Below are 19,206 nucleotides of genomic sequence, written 5' to 3' on the forward strand. Positions count from 1 at the left end.
TATAAAAATATTTTCAATGCTACGGATAATGAATATTTATCTGCAGTTTCCACTTATTTTGAAAAGCCAAGCAATTGGGAATTGTCAGTTTATGTAAATGATGCTTTAAAATCCACTAAATCTGGATTTTCCAATCCTGGCTATTGGACAATTGACCTTTTCGAACATGTTCCGCTTAATGTAGGGGACATTTTTGAAGTTGTCTTTAAGATAAATGTTACTGGAGATGCAGGATTCCCTATTTCTGAAAAGGTAAGCTTAAATAATGAATTCTATAAAGAAGCTATTTCATTCGTCAGTTATGATGGCGTAAACTGGGAAGATCTCTATGATTTAGAATGGAATGGTTATGAAAAACATAATTATAGTTCACAAGTGGCTTGCATAAAGGCATTTACAGTATTTGATGTAATAAATACTGTAACTTCATTAGCTATTGATTATGATGATTTCAATCCTGTGAATATCACTGCATATGTTTTAAATCAATTTGGTATTCCTGTTGATGGCGGCGAAGTGATTTTCAATTTATCTGGCAATATTGTTCATGTAAATGTATCTAATGGAGTAGCAAAACTTACTTATAATTTCACAAGTTGCTATAATGAAATATCCGCTCAATTTAATGCAACTGGATATAGTCCTTCATCATCTAATCAATCAATAAATGTAAATCCTAAAGGCACAATCATTTATCTCCCAGATTTAAATACTGTATATGATAGAGGTTATGAGTATAAGATTAGATTGGCTGATGAGAATGGAAATCCTCTTGCTGGTAAAAATCTTGTTTACACTTTAAACAATGTAACTGACACTCTTGTAACTGATGAGAATGGAGAAGTTTCATTGAACATCAATTTAAATGTTGGAGTTTATGCTATTGAGATTCGATATGATGGAGAGGAAATTTATATAAACTCATCCAATTCAGCTGTAATCAATGTAAAATCAAGCATTAATCTTCCTTCCAGCAATTACACTTACGGATCAAAATATATCGTAAGCCTGTTGGATAAGGATTCCAATCCTTTGGCTAATCAGACTGTAACAATTGTCTTTGCAGGCAAAACTTACAATTTAAATACAGATAGCAATGGAAGAATCATCATAAACAACACACTTAAACCTGGAACTTACAAGGTTACAATTAAGAATCCTGTCACATTAGAGGAGAAAAACCAAACTATCAAAGTTCTCAAGAGAATCACTCAAAATAAGAATTTGCTAATGTATTATGGAGCAGGTTCCAGCTATAAGGTTAGGGTTTATGATGACTATGGTAGAATTGCAAAGAATGTCACTGTAAAGTTCACAATAAACGGTAAAACCTATACCAGAAGAACTAACAGTAATGGATATGCTTACTTGAAAATAAGCCTAAAACCTAAAAAATACGCTATTTCAGCCAGTTATAAAGGATTTGTTGTAAAGAATAATGTTACTGTAAAATCTACTGTCATTACAAAGAACATTACTAAGAAGAAAGCTAAAACAATCAAGTTCACTGCTAAATTGGTCAATTCCAAAGGAAAGATCTTGAAATACAAATACATTAAATTCAAGTTCAAGTCCAAAATATACAAAAGAAAAACCAATTCTAAAGGAATAGCTACATTAAGCCTTAAAAACTTGAAAAGAGGCAAATATGTAATTTATTCAACATATGGAAAATTAACTATTAAGAACACTATTAGAATAAAATAGTTAAAAATAGTTTTTTTTCATATTACTTATTTTTTTTTAAAAATAGCTGAAATCGAATTGTAATTAAAAATAGAAATATTATGAACTTTTTTTTTAAAAATAGCTAAAATTAGGATTGAAATTAAAAAATAAAAATAGTAGTAGAGGATAAAAATCCAACTACTTTTAAAAAATTAACACTCAAATCCACCGTCACATCTGATGATTTGACCGTCTACGAATTCAGATTCGTCAGAAGCAAGGAATAATGCTAATGCAGCAATATCTTCTCCTTGACCTACTCTTTTCATAGGTGCTCCATCAACCATCATTTGTAATGCTTCTACTCCACCAATACTATCTACCATAGCGGTGTGGATAGCACCAGGAGCAATACCGTTACATCTTATTTCTGGACCAAGTTCGAATGCCATGGATTTGGTAAGACCAGCAATAGCGTGTTTGGATGAGATGTAACCTACAAATCCGAAGTGTGCAGCGTAGGATGCTACTGAACAAGTGTTGATTACAACACCTTTTCCTTTTTCTTTCATTACAGGAGCTACTAATTGGGTTAAGTATAATGGAGCGTATACATCAACTGCAAATACTTTGTCCCATTCCTCTTTGGTAATGTCTAAGAGAGGGGTTACGCTTAAAAGTCCTGCATTGTTGAATAAAATGTCTACAGTACCATATTTTTCCATGGTTTCGTCAAAGATCTTTTTAATGTCGTCAACATTAGCCATATCAGCAATAACTGCAAATGCTTCTCCACCAGCTGCTACAATGTCATCTACTACAGCTTGTGCTCTTTCTTCGTTTCTTCCAGTTACAACAACTTTTGCACCTTCTTCAGCATATAATTTGGCTGTAGAACGGCCCATACCGGAGGTTGATCCAGTTACGATTGCTACTTTTCCGTCTAGTTTGCCCATTTATTTCACCTTCTTTAATCTTAAAATCATATGATTTTATGTTTAATAGTATATTGAATAAAGTATTTAAATATTTTTAAATATTTTTAAATATTTCTAGATATTGTTTAGATTTTTTTATAATTGTATAATATTTAACCTAGTAAAATTAATTTTTTTTATTATTTTGTTCAATTTATTATTTTTTTATTATCTAATCATATAGAAAAAATATAAAATATTTTACAAAATGAGAAATATAAGAATATAAGATTTGAAGAATGTAAAAAAATGTAATTTTTTAGAAAAAAATAAAAGTATAATATGAGGTTTTTGATTAAAAAAAGAAAAAATGAGAAATTATTATTCTATCTTAGTTGAATACATTTCTCTTAACTCTCTTCTAAGGAGTTTCCAACCATTTACCCTTGGAAGTTCATCCATGGTGAATATCTTTCTTGGAACCTTGTATCTTGCTAAATATTCCTTAGAGTATTGGACCAATCCATCAGGATCCTCTTCATCTTTCCATACAACTGCAGCTACAGGAAGCTCTCCCCTATGGATATCGTCAATGCTGAAAATTGCAATCTCATCCACTTTTGGGTATTTAATCAATGTTTCCTCAACTTCAGTAGGATAGATTTTCCAGCCGCTCATTACAATCATGTCTTTCTTTCTGTCTGTAATGAAGAGACGTTCATCCTCATCGATGTAACCGATATCTCCAGTTAGGAACCATCCGTCTTCGAGGAAGGATTCCTTGGTTTCTTTTTCCATTCCCCAATATCCTTTAGCTATTGCAGGGCCTCTAAGAGCTATTTCCCCATGTTCATAATGGCCTAAGGAAATGCTCGGATCATCTTCATCAACGATTTTAAGTTCGGAGAAACATACTGGATGCCCTACACTTTCATATCTGTCTGCTGTAGCATAGTCTTCTGGTCTGATTACTGTTCCTGTACCTATTACAATGGTTTCAGAAAGTCCGTATGCATTTATGATTGGGATGTTGTATTGGCCCATGAACTTTTTCCATATCTTTCTATGGAGTGGGCCTCCTCCACTGATGATTTCCCTAACGGTAGAGAGGTTTTCCCTTTTTTCCTCTTCAAGGTTTGTCAATGTATGGATTACAGGAGGCATTCCGGATAGGACACTTACCTTTTCATCATTACATAATTCAAGGTATTCGTTTATTTCAAAGAAGTCCATGGTAATGGTTAATGCTCCAGCTCTAAGTGCTGCAATTGCCCATAATATTCCTACATGAGCCATTGGATAAATGCAAAGGAATGTGTCGTTTTCCTTATAGGTCAATACATCACAGGCATTGTGAATAGCTGTAAACCAGTTTCCATGGGTTAGCATTGATCCTTTAGGTTTTCCAGTAGTGCCTGAGGTGTATTGCAATTGACATAAGTCATCCCATTCTGTTTCACAAGCAGGTAATGTATCGCTTCCTTTAAAGCTTTCACAGTCTTCTATAATGTATGATTCGATGCTTAGAACCTTTACGGTTTCTTTTGCATCAGCATCAGTGATTATCAATTTGGCATCAGAATCTGTTATCATATAGTTCAATTCTGATGATGTAAGTATCCTATTGGTTGGAATGGCTATTGCGCCTATTCTCCATATTGCAAGGAGTGAGAATAGGTATTCCGGTGAGTTATTCAAATAGATTAGGACTCTATCTCCCTTTTCAATGCCCTTATCAATTAGGCTTTGGCCTATTCCAGATACAATCTCCAATACTTCAGTGGAATTGTATCTTAAATTTCTGCTTGGACAGTAATAGACATCCTTATCTAATCTGCGTGCATTAGCATCGATAAATGTAGTAATGTTTAACATGTTTTTCCTCTTCAATTCATAACTTTTATTAATCATTAAATTATCTTAAATTCTCTATTTCCTTAATAACTTCATTTGCAACATCCATTGTCTTATCTGTTCCGCCTAAATCAGGTGTTTTCACATTTCCTTTTTCCAAGACATTTTCACAAGCGGTTCTGACTTTTTCTGCCCAATAGTCCTCATTCAAGTATTCAAGCATCATTGAAACAGATAGTATCATAGCTATTGGGTTTGAGATATTGCCTCCTGCAATGTCTGGTGCAGATCCATGAACAGGTTCGAATAATCCATGCTTGTCTCCAATGTTTCCAGAAGGAGCAAGTCCCAATCCTCCAACAAGGCCTGCTGATGCATCTGATAATATGTCTCCAAAGAGATTGCTTGTAACGATTACATCAAATTCCTGTGGCTTTGTCAATAAATACATTGCTGTTGCATCCACATAGTAATCATTGGTCTTGATGCTTGGATAGTCTTTAGCCACTTTAAAGAAGGACTCCTTAAAGACACCATCAGTCTTTTTCAATACATTTGCCTTATGGACACAGGTTACAGACTTCTTTTTGAGTTTTATTGCTTGCTCAAATGCAAGTCTTGATATCCTTTCACTCGCCTTTCTGGTGATTACCCTTTGAGCTATTGCTTTCTCTTTTCCGTCATCGATTGTTTCATTTCCAGAGTATAAGCCTTCAGTGTTTTCCCTTACAATGAGAAAATCCAAGTCATCGAAAAGGCAGTTAATTCCCTTGAATGATTTGATAGGCCTTAGATTTGCATAAGTGTCAAGCTCTTGCCTAAGTGTGATTATTGGACTTTTTTGACCAGGTGTGGAAGTGATTGCACCAAAAAGGGTTGCTTTTGCATTTCTGGCTATCTTAATGGTTTCTTCAGGGATTGTTGTTCCATTCTTGTCAAAGCATTCCCTTCCTGCTTCCGCTTCGAGAAAATCGAAGTTCAAATCCAAAGATTCTAAAACAGCCACTCCAGCTTCTGTAACTTCCTTTCCTATGCCGTCTCCATCTATTCTTGCTATTTTTATCATGATTGCATAATCCTTAAATTTTTTGAATTAATTTATTAATTTTTAATCTAAATTTTTAATAATTTTATAAATCATTTATATATTATTTATGTTTTTTATATTATAATCTTTTTCAATTTTAACCCTTAATGTATATTTTTGTACATTGTTGTCTTTATAGATTTAATGTTCATTTGTATGTTTTGATATTGTTCGTATAAAGTCGAAATATTTATATACTTGTAAATTATAATAATAATTAAGTACATTTAACTCTATAATAAAATTAAGGCAATTCATTTGATTGGATGATTGGTGAATTAAATTAAATTTTTATAATTATTTTAGGATGGTAATAATATGGAAAAATCTATTGATGATCTTATATTAGATTTAAAGGATTCTGATGATTTTGTAAAAGAAGAGGCAATAGGTATGCTTGAACTTAAAGGTGAAGAAGCAGTAGAACCCCTTATTGCAGCTTTAGATGAAAGAAACAAAGACATAAAAATCGGTGCAGCTCAAATCTTAGCAGCTATTGGTGATAAAAGAGCTATTCCTGCACTTGTAAAGACTTTAGGAGACAGAAACAAATTGGTAAGAAGAGAAGCTTCCACAGCTTTAACCACTATGGGTGATGAAGCTATTGAACCTGTCCTTGCAGAATTGGATAATCCTAAATGGAGAGTCAGAGGTGCAGCTTGCTGGATCTTAGGTGCACTTGACGCTAAGGAAGCACTTCCAAAACTCGAAGAATTATTAGATGATGAAAGCTCTTTTGTACAATACGGTGCAAAAGATGCAATTCACAGATTAAAAGATGAATAAGTGATTTATTCATTTTTTTATCTTTTCTTTTACTTTTTCTTACTATTTTTAACTCTTTTTAACTTATTTTTGTTATTCCACTTTTTTTTAAATTTTATTTATTCCATTTTTTTTTAAGATTTTACTTTTCAACTGCTGTCTATAAGTTTATTTATAATGTTTAACATAATATAATTAAATCAGAAAAAGAATATTTTTTAAAAATAGGGTTTTACTTATGATTACAATTACAAAAGCAGAAGAGGAAGTTTTAAATCAAATTAAATCATATCAGGAAGAAAAGATAGATGTCTCTCTCCTTAAAGATGATTTGGGCATGTATGAGCATGACCTCAATGATCTTTTGAAAAGCTTGAAGTCTAAGGGGTTGGTGTTCTATAATGGCTCTACAGTTCAATTGAAGGAAGTTGATGCAACAATAAACACTGTAGATTCAAAGGAAGATGTGATTAATGCCGAATTGAACCAAAAGGAAAAGGCATCCTTTGAAATAATCAAATCCTTGGTTGATGAGAAAGGATTTGTTTCAAGATATGAAATTGAAGGAAATCTTTTATATGGTGATTTAAAATTAACAGACTTTAGGATGTATCATATTTTATTATCTTTAGAAAATAAGGGGCTTATTAAAGCTGTTTATAGGAAAAATGGAGATTATTATAAAATCTTATAATAATCCAGTCCATTAACTTTTTTTACTTTTTTTTACTTTTTTTATTCTATTTTTGACATAAAATCATTAATGATATTCAACACTTTTTCAATATTTCTGCCAATTAGAATATTATGTTTTGTTTTCTCAAGGACAATCAATTCAGAATCCTTTATGTTGTCACTTATTTTTCTTTGAATATCCAAAGTGGTTAGATTGTCCTCTCCTCCAGCTATAACGAGTGTAGGGGCATTGATTTCATTTAACTTATCAGTAAGATTAAATCCATAACCTGCATTTATTCCCTTTTTTATTCCCTCAAGATTTGCAGTTTTTGCAGCTTCATGCTTAACGCTTTCGAGGAATTCCTTATGCTCTTCAAGCAAATCCTCAGTTAATGTGTAAGGCATGATTGTATCAAAGAATTCAACGAATCCTTTATCTATTGCATTGTCAAAGTCATCAAAGATCTTTTTCAGTTTCTCGTCATGTTCCGGAAAGCTTGACATGACGATAAGTCCTTTAACCATTTCTGGATGATTAACTGCCAAGTCCAATATGACATTTCCACCTAATGAAAGCCCTACAAAAACAGCATTTTCAATATTCAATGCTTTCAGCAATTGATATAAATCTTCTTGGTAAAAGTCAATTGTAGTGTTTTTATCATCATCAGAGGATTCTCCATGCCCTCTCAAATCATAAATCAATGTCTGATAATCATTCTTTAGGGTTTCGCTTAAGACTTTCCAATAAGCTAAGCTATCAGATAATCCATGAACAAAAACAATGGTTTTCCCTTCTCCTTCAAGTTCATAATTTATGCAAATGTCATTTATAATCCTTTTAGTCATAATCAATCATTTATTTTAAGTTTAATATAATATTTTTTATTTATTGAATTAAGTTTTCTACATAAATGATACAAGCACTTAACCAGATTTAATATTTTTATGAAAATTTGTAATAATTTTAGTAATATTTATATTATAGAAAGTAATAAAATATTAATTAGTTAATAATAATGTTGTGATTTTTATTATATTTGTAATAAAGGTAATTATTATTAAATATTTGTTTGTAGTTTTAGGTGTTTAATTATGATGAGAATAAGTATGTCTTTGCCAAAAAAGCTTTTGGCTGAATTTGATGAAGTTTTAAAAGACAGAGGTTACCAATCACGTTCAAAAGGTATTCGTGATGCTTTAAGCGATTACATTTTAAGATATCAATGGATGAATGAAATGGAGGGTCAAAGGGTAGGTGTAATCACCATTATCTACGATCATCATTTCACAGGTGTTATGGAAAGCCTTGCAAACATCCAGCATGATTTCAGAAAGGAAATCAATGCGAGCATGCACATCCACATGACCCACAAATACTGTATGGAAGTCATAGTTGTAAATGGGGATGTTACACAAATCAGAGACCTTACCGAAAGAATGATGAGACTTAAAGGTGTAGAGCATGTAAAACTTACATCTACAGCTAACGGTGAGTCCTTAGACCATGAACACAGCCATGACATTGATCATGACCACGTTCACTAATCATTAACTTTTTCTTAAATTTTTTTAATTGAAGTTCATTAATGCTAATGAATCTTTAATTAAATTTTTAATATTATATATTTATTAGTCAACTTTATCTTTTTTTAATCTTTATTGATTTGAGTGTTATTATGAAATTCAAAGTAAATTCCTATCATTTTAAGCTTTTAAGAGACTATGAAAGGCTTAGCGCTTTCAAGGAGGCTATTGATGATTATGCAATAAGGAATGGCATGGATTCCAATGGTTCAAATAGTAAGGTAGCTTTTGACTTGGGATGCGGCTCTGGAGTTTTAAGCTATTTTGCAAGTGAATATATGGATAGGATTATAGCTATTGAATTAAATAATTCAACCTATCAATTAGCTAAAGAGAACCTTAAAGAATTCGATAACATTCAAGTATTCAATGATGATATATTAAGCTTTGATTTCAGTAAATTAAATGAAAAGGCAGACCTGATTATCTGTGAGATGTTGGATACCGCATTGATAGATGAGGAGGAAGTTCCTGTATTGAATCGTGCAAGGAAATTCCTAAAGGATGATGGTGAAATCATACCGAAAGGAATGATCAATTCAGCTGAACCTATTTTTATGAACAATCACTTCATTCAGTATGAAGATGATGAATACAGTCCAATTTATGTTTCTTTAGGTGTATCTGTTGTTTACAGTGAATTTGACTTCCTGGATGATATTGGTTGTGACTTCTCTGCAGAAATGGAATTGAAGATATTTAATAGGGATGATTTGGATAAAATTGGTTTTGAAGAGAACTTAAGCGAAGAGAAGTATGATAAATTCAATCTTAAAGAAAATTTTAATATTGAAGAAGATAAATTAAAGATTAATGGTATTAAACTAACAAGCTTTACCAAATTGAATGAAAACATTATCTGTGGACCTACTCCAATGCTAAATCCTGAAATGTTGATTCCAATTGAAGAGGCTGAAGTGAGATGCGGTGATTCAGTAAGGATAAGATTGGAATATGTGATGGGCGGTGGAGTTGAAACCATCAAGACTGAAATTTTAGAAATTGTTCATGATGATTAGGTGAACATTCAATATTTTTTGATTAATCTGTATGATGTTCAACAGATAGGAATTATGTTGAATGTATACTTTTTTAGTTGCATTTCAAGTGTAAAAATTTTCAAGTTTTTCAAGTGTATTCTTTAGTGATAAAATGTTAAATAATTTTGATAAAATAAGTTCAAATATTGATTCATTTTTAGAAAACTGCGATAGTCTTCTTATTTTAGGTATAGGAAATGATATTCGTGGAGATGATGGTTTAGGACCATATATAATTAATCAATTATCTATTTTAAAAGATTATATCCTGAATAATTCAAATTTAAATGATATAAATCGAGAAATCAATAATAATGAACTTGAAAATAAAGATAATGAATTTGAGTTTTTTGATAATGTAAATGACATTAACACTGGAAATACACCTCTAGATAAGGCACTTGATTCGTACAAAAACGAATTAAATGTTGATGTAAATGAGTCATTGATTGCAAGGTTGGATAAAACATTTTTAATCAATGGGGGATCTGTTCCAGAAAACTTTACCGGACTTATAAAGAAACTCGACCCTTCACATATCATACTGATTGATGCAAGTTTGATGAAAAAAGAAGCTGGTGAGATAAACATAGTGAATAAAGACAATATAGTTGATATCAGCATTTCAACACACTCAATGTCATTAGCATATCTGATTAAATATTTGCAGTTGGAAAAGGAGTATAAGATTCTTTTCATTGGAATTGAACCGGAAATAATGGACTTGTCATTTGAATTGTCTGATAATGTTAAAGAGTCATCAGACAGGCTTATAAAATTGCTGTTCGATAAGATTTTAGCATATTAAATGCTTAAAAACTTTTTTTATATTTTTATTTTACTTAATTCACTGAAAATAAGGTATTTCTTTTCTTTTTTTAGTAAATTATATTTAATACGATTTTAAATATATTAATAGATTAAGAATTCTAATGTGATTTTATGAAAGTTTTGTTTATTGGATCAAGATTATACGATGATGTAGCTTATCATGTTGATAAATTGGGAGTGGAAAGCATAATTACCGAATCAAACGAGGAAGCTCCTAATTTGGATTTGCCTACCAAATACTATATCGTTCCAAGAGGAATGGATAAGCCAATGGAAATAGCTATTGAAGAGGAAGTTGATGCTATCGTTCCCCTTTTAGGAATAGACCCTCCATTGATGAGTGTAGCTGTCATGAAGGAGGAAATAGAGAAGGAGCATAACATTCCAGTAATCTCTTCCAACGTAAATGCCGTATCAATTGCATCCGATAAGATAAAAACCAAGGAATTCTTTAAATCAATCAATCTTAACGTTCCTCCTGCAAATGTCTTGAATAGAAATGACTTTGACACTGAAGAGGAATTTATAGAAAGGTTAGGTTTCGATTTCCCTATTGTCCTAAAACAGGGAGAAGGACAAGGCGGTAAGGACATTTGCATAACAAATGAATTTAAGGATGTTTTGGATTACTTTGAGAATTTTGAGCAAGCATTGATTGAAAAGTTCATCGAAGGATCTGAAGTTTCCATTGAAGTTATAGGATGGAATGGGGAATACTTGCCGTTGGTACCGGTTTACAAGGGAGAAACCAATTTGGAAGGAATTCATCCAATCAAAAGACTCAGATATGGTCCTTGCAACTTTGAAAATATGGATAATGAAGAGTTTAGAAAAATAGCAAAGCACATTGCAACAAACCTTAAATCTGAGGGAACAATTGATATGGACTTGATTTATTCAAAAGAGGAAAACAAGGTTTATGCAATTGAGATAAACACTCGTCCAAGCGGTACAAGATACCTTTCATTTGCTTGCACAGACTTGAATCCATTGAACTTGCTTGTAGACATTGCAATTGGCAAATTCGATGTAAAAGAGCTTGAAAAGGAAATGAAGAGTTATTATACCTTAGAGATTCCGATTGGTGATTATGAAGGACCAGCTCCTCAGGAACCTGTAAAGGAATACATCAATGGCAATTTCATTGTTCATGGCCCTAAAGGATACCAAAGGGTAACAATCAGGGGAAACACTCGTGAAGAAACCTTTGAAATAGCTAAGGAATTAACTGGAAATGATTACAGTTTTTAGATAAAACCATTCATTTTTCAATATTGTTCTTTTTTTAATTATTTTTTCATCTTTTTTTTAATTTTTTTCAATCTTCTCTTTTTTCAATAATCTATCTAATTCACAAATTCTCTTTTAAAATCTTCTTTTCATTCAAATACATTTTTTATGAGGTTCTTTTGATATTATCACTATGTAATGATAATATCATTGTAATATCATTTTCTTATATGTAAATAAAAATATAAATATTAGGTTAACTATAAAATATTATATTTAATATGAATTTTTTAATATTTTTTAAGAATTTAGTGTGATAAATTAGTGTGATGAAAATGGATTTGACAAAAGTAATTATAATGTTTTTAATAACCTTCTTTGCGACAGTGATATTCACTTGGTTTGTAAGGAAAACATTAAGGGATGCAGACTTATCTGACAATCCTATAGTAAGTGAACATAGACATAAGGCAGGAACCCCTACAATGGGAGGAATAGCTTTCTTATTTGCTATTTTGCTTATTCTTTCATTATATTATAAAAACACAGATATTTTGATCATTTCATTTATCATGCTTACTGGTGGAGTAATGGGATTGCTTGATGACCTATTAGGTCTTAGAGTAAAGGAATATCAAAAGGTAGTTAAGAACATTAGCGATTCTATTGTTCCTATAGGCCTCCTTGATTTAGGAGTTGGTGAAGAGGCAAGAATCACCACTGACAAGGCTAAAGAGCAAGTGGGCGCATTGGTTGATGAAGGCAAGCTTGAGATTGTAGCTGAAATTCCAATCAAATACGAGCCAAGTGAAGGAGTAAAAATCATTGTACAGCTATTGCCTGGTTTATTCTTGGCATTTACAGGTGCTGTAGCAACTTGCGGCGGATTCAACTTAGGCCTTTTGGCATATCCTGTTTTGATCATAGGTGTATTAGGTGCAATCAATGCAGTGAACCTCATTGATGGTATGGACGGTTTAGCTGCTGGAATAATAGCTATTGCATCATTTGCATGCTGTGTTTACGGATACCTGTTTGGAAATCCAACAGCACTTTATCCATTTGGTCTCTTGACTGCAATCTGTCTTGGATTCTTGGTATTCAATAAGTATCCTGCTTCAATATTCATGGGTGATACAGGATCTTTTATCTTAGGTACCGGTTATGCAGCAGCAGTGTTCCTAACTGACATGCCTTACTTTGGAGTGCTTGCATTAGCTGTTCCAATCGTATCAACTATCATAAGCCTAATGCACAGAGCTCATATAATTACCTTGCCTGTAGAGCCTTTGCATCATACCTTGAATTACAAGGGAATCTCTGAAATCAAGATTGTTTTAAGCTATTGGCTACTTACTGTAGCAGTATGTGCAATTGGAATTTTAGGAAAACTTTATCTCTTTTCATAAGATTTCAATTAAATAACTTAAATTTAAAATTTATCAATAATTTACCAATTATTTTTATTCTATAATTCTTTTTATAAACACATCAAGGGATTGAAATGTCAAAAACATATTTTTTAAATGAATTAGCAGATTCCGTATCTTCTTTAAACACTTTTTCTATCGACCAGCTTGCAGATTCCATTGGAGGCAAGATTTACGGTTCCAATAGCTATAAGGCTTCAAATGGATTCACTGGAATATTTGAAACATTGAATGAAGCTCAAGAGGGAGATATTGTAATAAGGCATTGGATTAACGGCAAAGGAGTTGAAATAGCAAATGAAAAGAATGTCGCTTGCCTAATCACATTGACTCCTAAGGAAGATGCTTTGGAAATGGCAGAAAAACTCCAGTTTCCAGTGATTGTAGTGGATAGAATTGAATTTGCAAATGCATTTGCAATCAAATGGACAATTGACAATTTGGTTCCTGACTGTAAAAGAGTGGTGATAAGTGGAACAAACGGCAAATCCACAAGCTCCCATATGATTTATCATATCCTATCCCATGCCGGATATAATGTATTCACAAACACTGACGCTAAATCAGAATTCAACACATTGATTGACCCAATGGTTGCAAAATTGATTTCAGAAGAGGTTTTGGCAAATCAGGGAGTTGACCCAAGACTATTCAATTTCATATGTGACATTCCAAACAAGGAAGTGTTCGATTATCTTGTAATTGAAGTTTCAGAAGTGCAAGGCTGGGGAACAGATTTGATGAAAAACCATGCATTGATCATGTCTTCAGCAATCAATCCTGATGTTGGAGTGGTGACCAATGTTGCAATGGACCATATCGGCCTTGTTAACTCAATTGAAGATGTATTTGAAGAGACTTCTGGTGTAGTAAAAGCTACAAATAAAGGTGGAGTTGTCCTTAATTTTGATGATGAGAATGTTTTGAACATGAAACAGTTCTTAAATGATGGCGTTGATGCTTACTTCACTTCAATGGAAAGAGATCTAATCGAAGATTATGATGCAGATAGTGATAAGAAAGTCTATTTTGATAGAGTTGAAAAGCAAATAAAGTATGATGGAAATCCAGTCTTAAGCTTTGAAGAGCTTCCATTCACTGGTGAGCATTTTATCCGCAATATCCTTTCTGCAATTTCTGCATGCATTTCGTTGGAGATTCCAATTGAGGATATTGTTGATGGTGTTAAAACCTATAGGCCTTTAAGCAGAAGGTTTACAAGGCTTTACGATGAGCCTATAGTCATTGATGACTTTGCACATAATCCTGATGGAATAAAGAACACTGTTAGGGCAAGCTATGACTTGGCAGAGCAATTGGATAAGAATGACTTGTATGTAGCATGTGCAATCAGAGGTTCCCGTGGAGAGACATTGAATGGTCTCAATTCAGAGGCTTTAGCAGAAGTGATTAAGGAATTGCACCACAGAAATGATGATTTGATTGAAAAAGATCCAAGCGCTAAGAAAAGAAAGATTTACTTAACACTATCCTCAAGCGTTGATTTGGTTGACCATTTGAATTTCGTGGAAGACTTTGAAAAGGACATCTTCTTTGCCAAATTGGATGAGAAGCATATCAAGTACAATCATTTTGAAAAGCTGTATGATGCTTTAGGATACATTATGGAAACTGCAGACAAAGATGATGTTGTATTATTGATTGGTGCGCAAGGAATGGATCCTGCATCAGAGGTATTGAAAGATATTTTAGGACATTAAATAGTGTAGAATTATATTTTCTTTACAAATTTTCTTTACAAATTTTATTTACAAATCATTTAATTTATTATTTTTATTAACGAGTTGTTTATATGAGTGAATTTTGTTTTAGTTTCTTGGAAAATCAGTTTAGAGACATATACTTAGACTGTGCCAGGATGGATAAGAATCTCATTGAAGGAGATGGGGTGGAAGCTATTCTGATTGCTGGAAGAATAGCTGAAAAGATCACTAAGGCAATTTTCGCTTATGAAGGAATCAAGGATGATGAAAACAGCCAATATAAAAGGATTGAAAAGTTGAATAAGGCCAATATCTTGCCGAATAACATAAAAAATGACTTTTCAAAGCTTAGAAGATTAAGAAATGATGTTTATCACAATACATTAAACAGTGATGGAACTGGTGGATTCAGGCCATCACAACAAACAAATAAGCCTTATGTTCAAAATGGCGGTTTAAGGGATTATAAAACTGGTTTTAATGAAGTTAAAAGCGATTCTTCACTTAGCAATGATGATTTCCGTGATGAGTCTGCAAATCAATCCACTAATCCGCTTTTATCTAAAAACCCTTCAAATGATATAAGCGGTGAGCTTCAGGCCGCAAGTGAAGCCCATAAGATCATATTCAATATATGTGTCTGGTTTTATGTAAATTATTCTGGAGATAAGGACTTCATAAGGCCTAAATATAAGCTTAGCAGAAGAACACAGGATGCAGACTTACTGATTAGACTAAAGTCAGCAATTAATGATGGCAAGGACTTCATCCGACTTAGGCAATCCAGTCCAGACAATGAAATCATACAGATATTGAATGAATTGTACATCCCTAAGGCAAAAGAGGAAAAGGATGAAAATCTTGTTTATGGAATTAATAATCAGGAAATAAAGATCAGACAACCTGATGTTCCATATTCGCAATGCTTGGGAATTTCCTATGACGATAATCTTTTCATGTGGAAAGCAGAGCATGGAGATAAGGAATTGGGATTATACCAATCATCTAAAGAGGCTTTTGAAGCAAGGGAAATTTATATCCATTCGATTCCAATGCCTAGAAAGATAGGTGGTGCTTATTCCAAAGCAAGAGGAATCTCCTTTAGCAAAATACAGAAATTATGGTCTGTAAGCGTTAAGGGACAGATAATATCTTACCACTCAAGCGAGAATGAGGCAATCAAGGCAAGAAAGGATTACTTGAAGGAAAACGGTTTGGTTGATGTAAAGGTCAAAGGCGGATACAAAACCATCACCCTTGAGGAAAGGGATAAGTTAAGGGCTAAAGCAAAAGAGAATGCTAAAAAGACCAAAACTTCAAAACCTATCAAGTCAATTGATTCAAAGTCAAGCATTAAGAAGGAAATGGCTAAAAGCAAAGATTCCAATAAGAAATCTAAATTGGATTATGCTAAGGAATTTAAAAAAGATGCTGATAAAAACAAAGTTAAGGTTGAAGGTGGAAATAAGGTCCAAAAAGAAAAAGCTAAAAAGAAAGTTAAGGTTAGCGGTGGAGCTAAGGTTTCCAAATCCAAATCCAAAAAGTCAGACTCAACATTAAGTCAGAAAAAATCCTCTAAGTATGAAGGTGTTTATTATGAGGAAGGTTTATTCATGTGGAGTGCTGAAGTTGATGGCAAGCATTTAGGTTTATTCCCAACTGAAGAAGAGGCTCATGAAAAAAGAGCAGAATACATTAAAAACAGATCTTGAATTTAGGAGATGAAAACATGATGTCTAATTTTAAGTATTGTCCAATGTGTGGAACACAAAGAGAAGATGGAAGTCAATTTTGCAAAAATTGCAATTTTGAATTTTTAGTTGGAAAGTATGTAAAGTTAGATGATGAAAACTCTTCTCAAGATGAAAATATTGAAGTTGAAAAAGTCTCTCAGGAAGAGTTTGTTGAATCAAATGAAATGTTAAGACAAACTAAGGATAAAATTAATTGTTGCATTGCTAAGTATCTAAATTATGAACTGACTAATCAATATAATGAAACTTACGAAGAAAACATAAATATTGGCATAATGGAATACATATCTCACAGTTCAAATAGTTCATTCTCTGACATTTTTGAAAAAGAATACCTTGAAAAATTTGAAAATTTGATTCATGATGAAAAATTTGTAGACTCAAAAAATATTTTCATTCAATGGATTGGTGAAAATCGAGGTCACTTGCCAGGTATGGTATTGAATCAATACAAGGTTCCAATTCAATCAAACATTGATAGTTTGAAAAATGTAATTTCATTGGATATGGTTGATAGTGATGAGAATGAAAAATTCAAAAATCTATTGAATGAATATTTGGATTTTGAAAAAGAGTTTTTAGAAAATTTAATTTAATTATTTTTTTTAAAAAAAGAAATTGATGATAGAAATTAATTATTTTCTATCAATTAATAATTCACCAGCAACACCTATGCTTTCAGGTGGTAAAGCTTCCACTAAAACAGTGATTGCTTCAATTGGCAAATTGTATGCTTCAGCTACAGTTTCACTTACTTTTTTTACCATTTCTCTTTTATCTTCTACACTTATGTTTGGGTTTCCAACGATTGTTACTACAGGCATTATTTCACATCCTTTTTTGTTAATTAATTCTATTCTTTTTATTATAGATATTATTTTTCTTTTCTTGGTTATTTAATATTCAAATTTTTCTTTTGTTATAAATTGTTTATTATTGACTTAGATTGTAAAGATAAGGTGATTAAAAAAATGGAATTTATTTAACGAGTTTACTATTTATATTAAATCGTTAAAGTCTATTGATTGAAATAAAACTTTAAATAGGATAAAACAAAGAATAAAGAATAATAAAGTGAATAATAAGGATATTGCTGATTTAGAAACAATTATTTTTATGAAGTCTGATAAATCAGTAGTTGAATTGTTATGGGAAATAGCCACTTTAGTAAACTGTATATAAAATATGGATGGAAATGAAATATATGATTTAAAAATGTTTTTAGAGATGTATGTAAGAAAATTTGTTGATGATGAGTATGAAGCAGAAAAGCTAATGGAGCTGATTGAAATGAAGAAGGATTTGTATCATAGAACTGTCGATACTATTATGAGTAGAGGGGAGTCTAAAGGTGAAGCCAGAATTATAAATAATTTATTGAAAAATGGTTTTACTTTAGATGAGATATGTGCTATGGTTAATTTAGAGAAGAATTATGTATTGAATCTATTAAAATAATTGATTATAATAATGTTTATTTAATACTAATTACAAAGTAAAATTTAATTATAACAATTATTTTAAGTGATATGATGAGGAAAACAAGGTTTTTTTTGATGTTAATTCTAATTATAGCTATTCTTTTGGTGATATCTATCTTTGGAACATTTTTTATGGATTCAGGCAATTCATATGATTTAGGCCATGATGATGTTTCAGTTGCAGTTACTGGAGATGTCATGTTTGGCCGTAAGATGCCTGCTGTTTTAGACTCTGGCGAAAGCCCATTCAGATTTGTAGAGAATATAACCAAGAATGCAGATGTCTTGCTTGTAAACTTTGAAAACCCTGTTACCACTTCCTCCTATGCAGTGAAAGGGGATGTTCCATTAAAGGCAAATCCTAAGTACACTTACCTATTAGCAAATGCAAACGATAAGGTTGTGGCATCACAGGCAAACAACCATGCATTGGATTATGGTGAAGCAGGCTTAAATGAAAGCATAAAGAACCTGAAGGATGCAGGCATTTATGTTATGGGTGCAGGAAATGATATTTCTCAGGCTACAGCGCCTGTAAGCATTGACTGTGGTGATAGAAAGGTAACCATTTTGAACTATATGGATGCAGACAACTTCCAGGAATATAGGGGAGTTATGGATCCTGCAACAGCTAACAGTTCAGGATACTCTGCATATGATTCAGAGCTTGCCCAAAGACAAGTTCAGGAAGCTCGTGATAATGGCTCAAGCATTGTAATCGCTTACCTTCACTATGGAAATGAGTATAGCAGAAGCCCTAATGAAAACCAGAAAAAGATATCCCATGAGCTAATCAATGACGGTGCAGATATTGTAATCGGTTCACACACTCATGTAACCCAAGGTGTGGAGATGTACAATGGAAAACCTATTTTCTACAATTTAGGAAACTTCATATTTGACCAGTCAAATCCAGCCACTCACACATCATATTTCTTGAATTTGGCTTTGCATGAGGAAAATTGTACTGTAACCCTTTATCCAACATATCTTTCTAACTATTTGCCACACTTTATGGATGCGGAATCAGGCAAGGCTTTAATAAATGTGTTGAATCCACATTGTGATGAGTTGAAAGTCAATGATGACGGTACAGGAGTATTGACATTTAAATTAGGTAACAATACTTTAAATGCTACAGATTAATTTTTGAATATTAA

At 32.3% G+C, this 19,206-nt stretch carries 18 protein-coding genes; 13 read left to right on the forward strand and 5 right to left on the reverse strand.

Features of this window, described 5'->3' with window-relative positions:
* Positions 1 to 1,707, forward strand: a 1,707-nt coding sequence (locus tag Q0409_RS08810; RefSeq protein ID WP_298537205.1) for a lectin like domain-containing protein, incomplete at its 5' end; no start/stop codon positions are given.
* A gap of 173 nt (positions 1,708 to 1,880) precedes the next feature.
* Here Q0409_RS08810 and Q0409_RS08815 read toward each other — a convergent pair.
* The 3 genes from Q0409_RS08815 to aksF form a co-directional block, all read right to left on the reverse strand.
* Positions 1,881 to 2,624, reverse strand: a complete 744-nt coding sequence (locus Q0409_RS08815) for an SDR family NAD(P)-dependent oxidoreductase (protein WP_298537206.1) — start codon at positions 2,622 to 2,624, stop codon at positions 1,881 to 1,883.
* Positions 2,625 to 2,966: 342 nt separating this feature from the next.
* Positions 2,967 to 4,460 (reverse strand): class I adenylate-forming enzyme family protein, encoded by a 1,494-nt coding sequence (locus Q0409_RS08820; RefSeq protein ID WP_366940113.1) that lies wholly within the window; start codon positions 4,458 to 4,460, stop codon positions 2,967 to 2,969.
* A 40-nt stretch (positions 4,461 to 4,500) separates the two neighbouring features.
* Positions 4,501 to 5,505 carry a homoisocitrate dehydrogenase gene (aksF, locus tag Q0409_RS08825; protein ID WP_298537208.1) on the reverse strand — a complete coding sequence of 335 codons (1,005 nt, stop codon included), beginning with the start codon at positions 5,503 to 5,505 and terminating at the stop codon, positions 4,501 to 4,503.
* A 339-nt stretch (positions 5,506 to 5,844) separates the two neighbouring features.
* Here aksF and Q0409_RS08830 point away from each other — a divergent pair, with 339 nt between their 5' ends.
* Positions 5,845 to 6,312, forward strand: coding sequence for a HEAT repeat domain-containing protein (locus Q0409_RS08830; RefSeq protein WP_298537210.1), 468 nt, complete (start codon positions 5,845 to 5,847; stop codon positions 6,310 to 6,312).
* Positions 6,313 to 6,529: 217 nt separating this feature from the next.
* A complete protein-coding gene (locus Q0409_RS08835; protein ID WP_298537212.1) occupies positions 6,530 to 6,985 on the forward strand; it encodes a hypothetical protein in 456 nt (151 codons plus the stop codon).
* Between the two features lie 41 nt (positions 6,986 to 7,026).
* On the opposite strand, the gene Q0409_RS08840 is transcribed toward Q0409_RS08835, so the two are convergent.
* Positions 7,027 to 7,818 (reverse strand): alpha/beta fold hydrolase, encoded by a 792-nt coding sequence (locus Q0409_RS08840; protein ID WP_298537214.1) that lies wholly within the window; start codon positions 7,816 to 7,818, stop codon positions 7,027 to 7,029.
* Positions 7,819 to 8,064: 246 nt separating this feature from the next.
* On the opposite strand from Q0409_RS08840, the gene nikR reads away from it, so the two are divergent.
* The 8 genes from nikR to Q0409_RS08880 all read left to right on the forward strand — a co-directional run bounded on the left by nikR (position 8,065) and on the right by Q0409_RS08880 (position 17,161).
* Positions 8,065 to 8,517, forward strand: a complete 453-nt coding sequence (gene nikR, locus Q0409_RS08845) for a nickel-responsive transcriptional regulator NikR (protein ID WP_296870134.1) — start codon at positions 8,065 to 8,067, stop codon at positions 8,515 to 8,517.
* 131 nt (positions 8,518 to 8,648) lie between these two features.
* Positions 8,649 to 9,575 (forward strand): methyltransferase domain-containing protein, encoded by a 927-nt coding sequence (locus Q0409_RS08850; RefSeq protein ID WP_298537217.1) that lies wholly within the window; start codon positions 8,649 to 8,651, stop codon positions 9,573 to 9,575.
* A 133-nt stretch (positions 9,576 to 9,708) separates the two neighbouring features.
* Positions 9,709 to 10,404 carry a hydrogenase 3 maturation endopeptidase HyCI gene (locus tag Q0409_RS08855; protein WP_298537219.1) on the forward strand — a complete coding sequence of 232 codons (696 nt, stop codon included), beginning with the start codon at positions 9,709 to 9,711 and terminating at the stop codon, positions 10,402 to 10,404.
* Positions 10,405 to 10,538: 134 nt separating this feature from the next.
* On the forward strand, positions 10,539 to 11,678 hold the full coding sequence (locus Q0409_RS08860; protein WP_298537221.1) for an ATP-grasp domain-containing protein: 1,140 nt from the start codon (positions 10,539 to 10,541) through the stop codon (positions 11,676 to 11,678).
* A gap of 314 nt (positions 11,679 to 11,992) precedes the next feature.
* Positions 11,993 to 13,066, forward strand: coding sequence for a glycosyltransferase family 4 protein (locus Q0409_RS08865; protein ID WP_298537223.1), 1,074 nt, complete (start codon positions 11,993 to 11,995; stop codon positions 13,064 to 13,066).
* 95 nt (positions 13,067 to 13,161) lie between these two features.
* The gene (locus tag Q0409_RS08870; protein WP_298537225.1) at positions 13,162 to 14,808 is read left to right on the forward strand and encodes a Mur ligase family protein; all 1,647 of its coding nucleotides are present in this window, start codon (positions 13,162 to 13,164) and stop codon (positions 14,806 to 14,808) included.
* Positions 14,809 to 14,900: 92 nt separating this feature from the next.
* Positions 14,901 to 16,523, forward strand: a complete 1,623-nt coding sequence (locus Q0409_RS08875; protein WP_298537227.1) for a hypothetical protein — start codon at positions 14,901 to 14,903, stop codon at positions 16,521 to 16,523.
* A gap of 17 nt (positions 16,524 to 16,540) precedes the next feature.
* The gene (locus Q0409_RS08880) at positions 16,541 to 17,161 is read left to right on the forward strand and encodes a zinc ribbon domain-containing protein (protein ID WP_298537229.1); all 621 of its coding nucleotides are present in this window, start codon (positions 16,541 to 16,543) and stop codon (positions 17,159 to 17,161) included.
* 39 nt (positions 17,162 to 17,200) lie between these two features.
* On the opposite strand, the gene dmpI is transcribed toward Q0409_RS08880, so the two are convergent.
* Positions 17,201 to 17,389, reverse strand: coding sequence for a 4-oxalocrotonate tautomerase DmpI (gene dmpI / locus Q0409_RS08885; protein ID WP_298537230.1), 189 nt, complete (start codon positions 17,387 to 17,389; stop codon positions 17,201 to 17,203).
* Positions 17,390 to 17,750: 361 nt separating this feature from the next.
* On the opposite strand from dmpI, the gene Q0409_RS08890 reads away from it, so the two are divergent.
* Both Q0409_RS08890 and Q0409_RS08895 read left to right on the forward strand, forming a co-directional pair.
* Positions 17,751 to 18,023 (forward strand): hypothetical protein, encoded by a 273-nt coding sequence (locus tag Q0409_RS08890; protein ID WP_298537233.1) that lies wholly within the window; start codon positions 17,751 to 17,753, stop codon positions 18,021 to 18,023.
* Between the two features lie 98 nt (positions 18,024 to 18,121).
* Positions 18,122 to 19,192, forward strand: coding sequence for a CapA family protein (locus tag Q0409_RS08895; protein ID WP_298537236.1), 1,071 nt, complete (start codon positions 18,122 to 18,124; stop codon positions 19,190 to 19,192).
* The last annotated feature ends 14 nt before the right edge of the window (positions 19,193 to 19,206 follow it).

It is taken from the genome of uncultured Methanobrevibacter sp., from assembly GCF_937898925.1.
In the GTDB taxonomy this organism is placed as follows: Archaea; Methanobacteriota; Methanobacteria; order Methanobacteriales; family Methanobacteriaceae; genus Methanobrevibacter.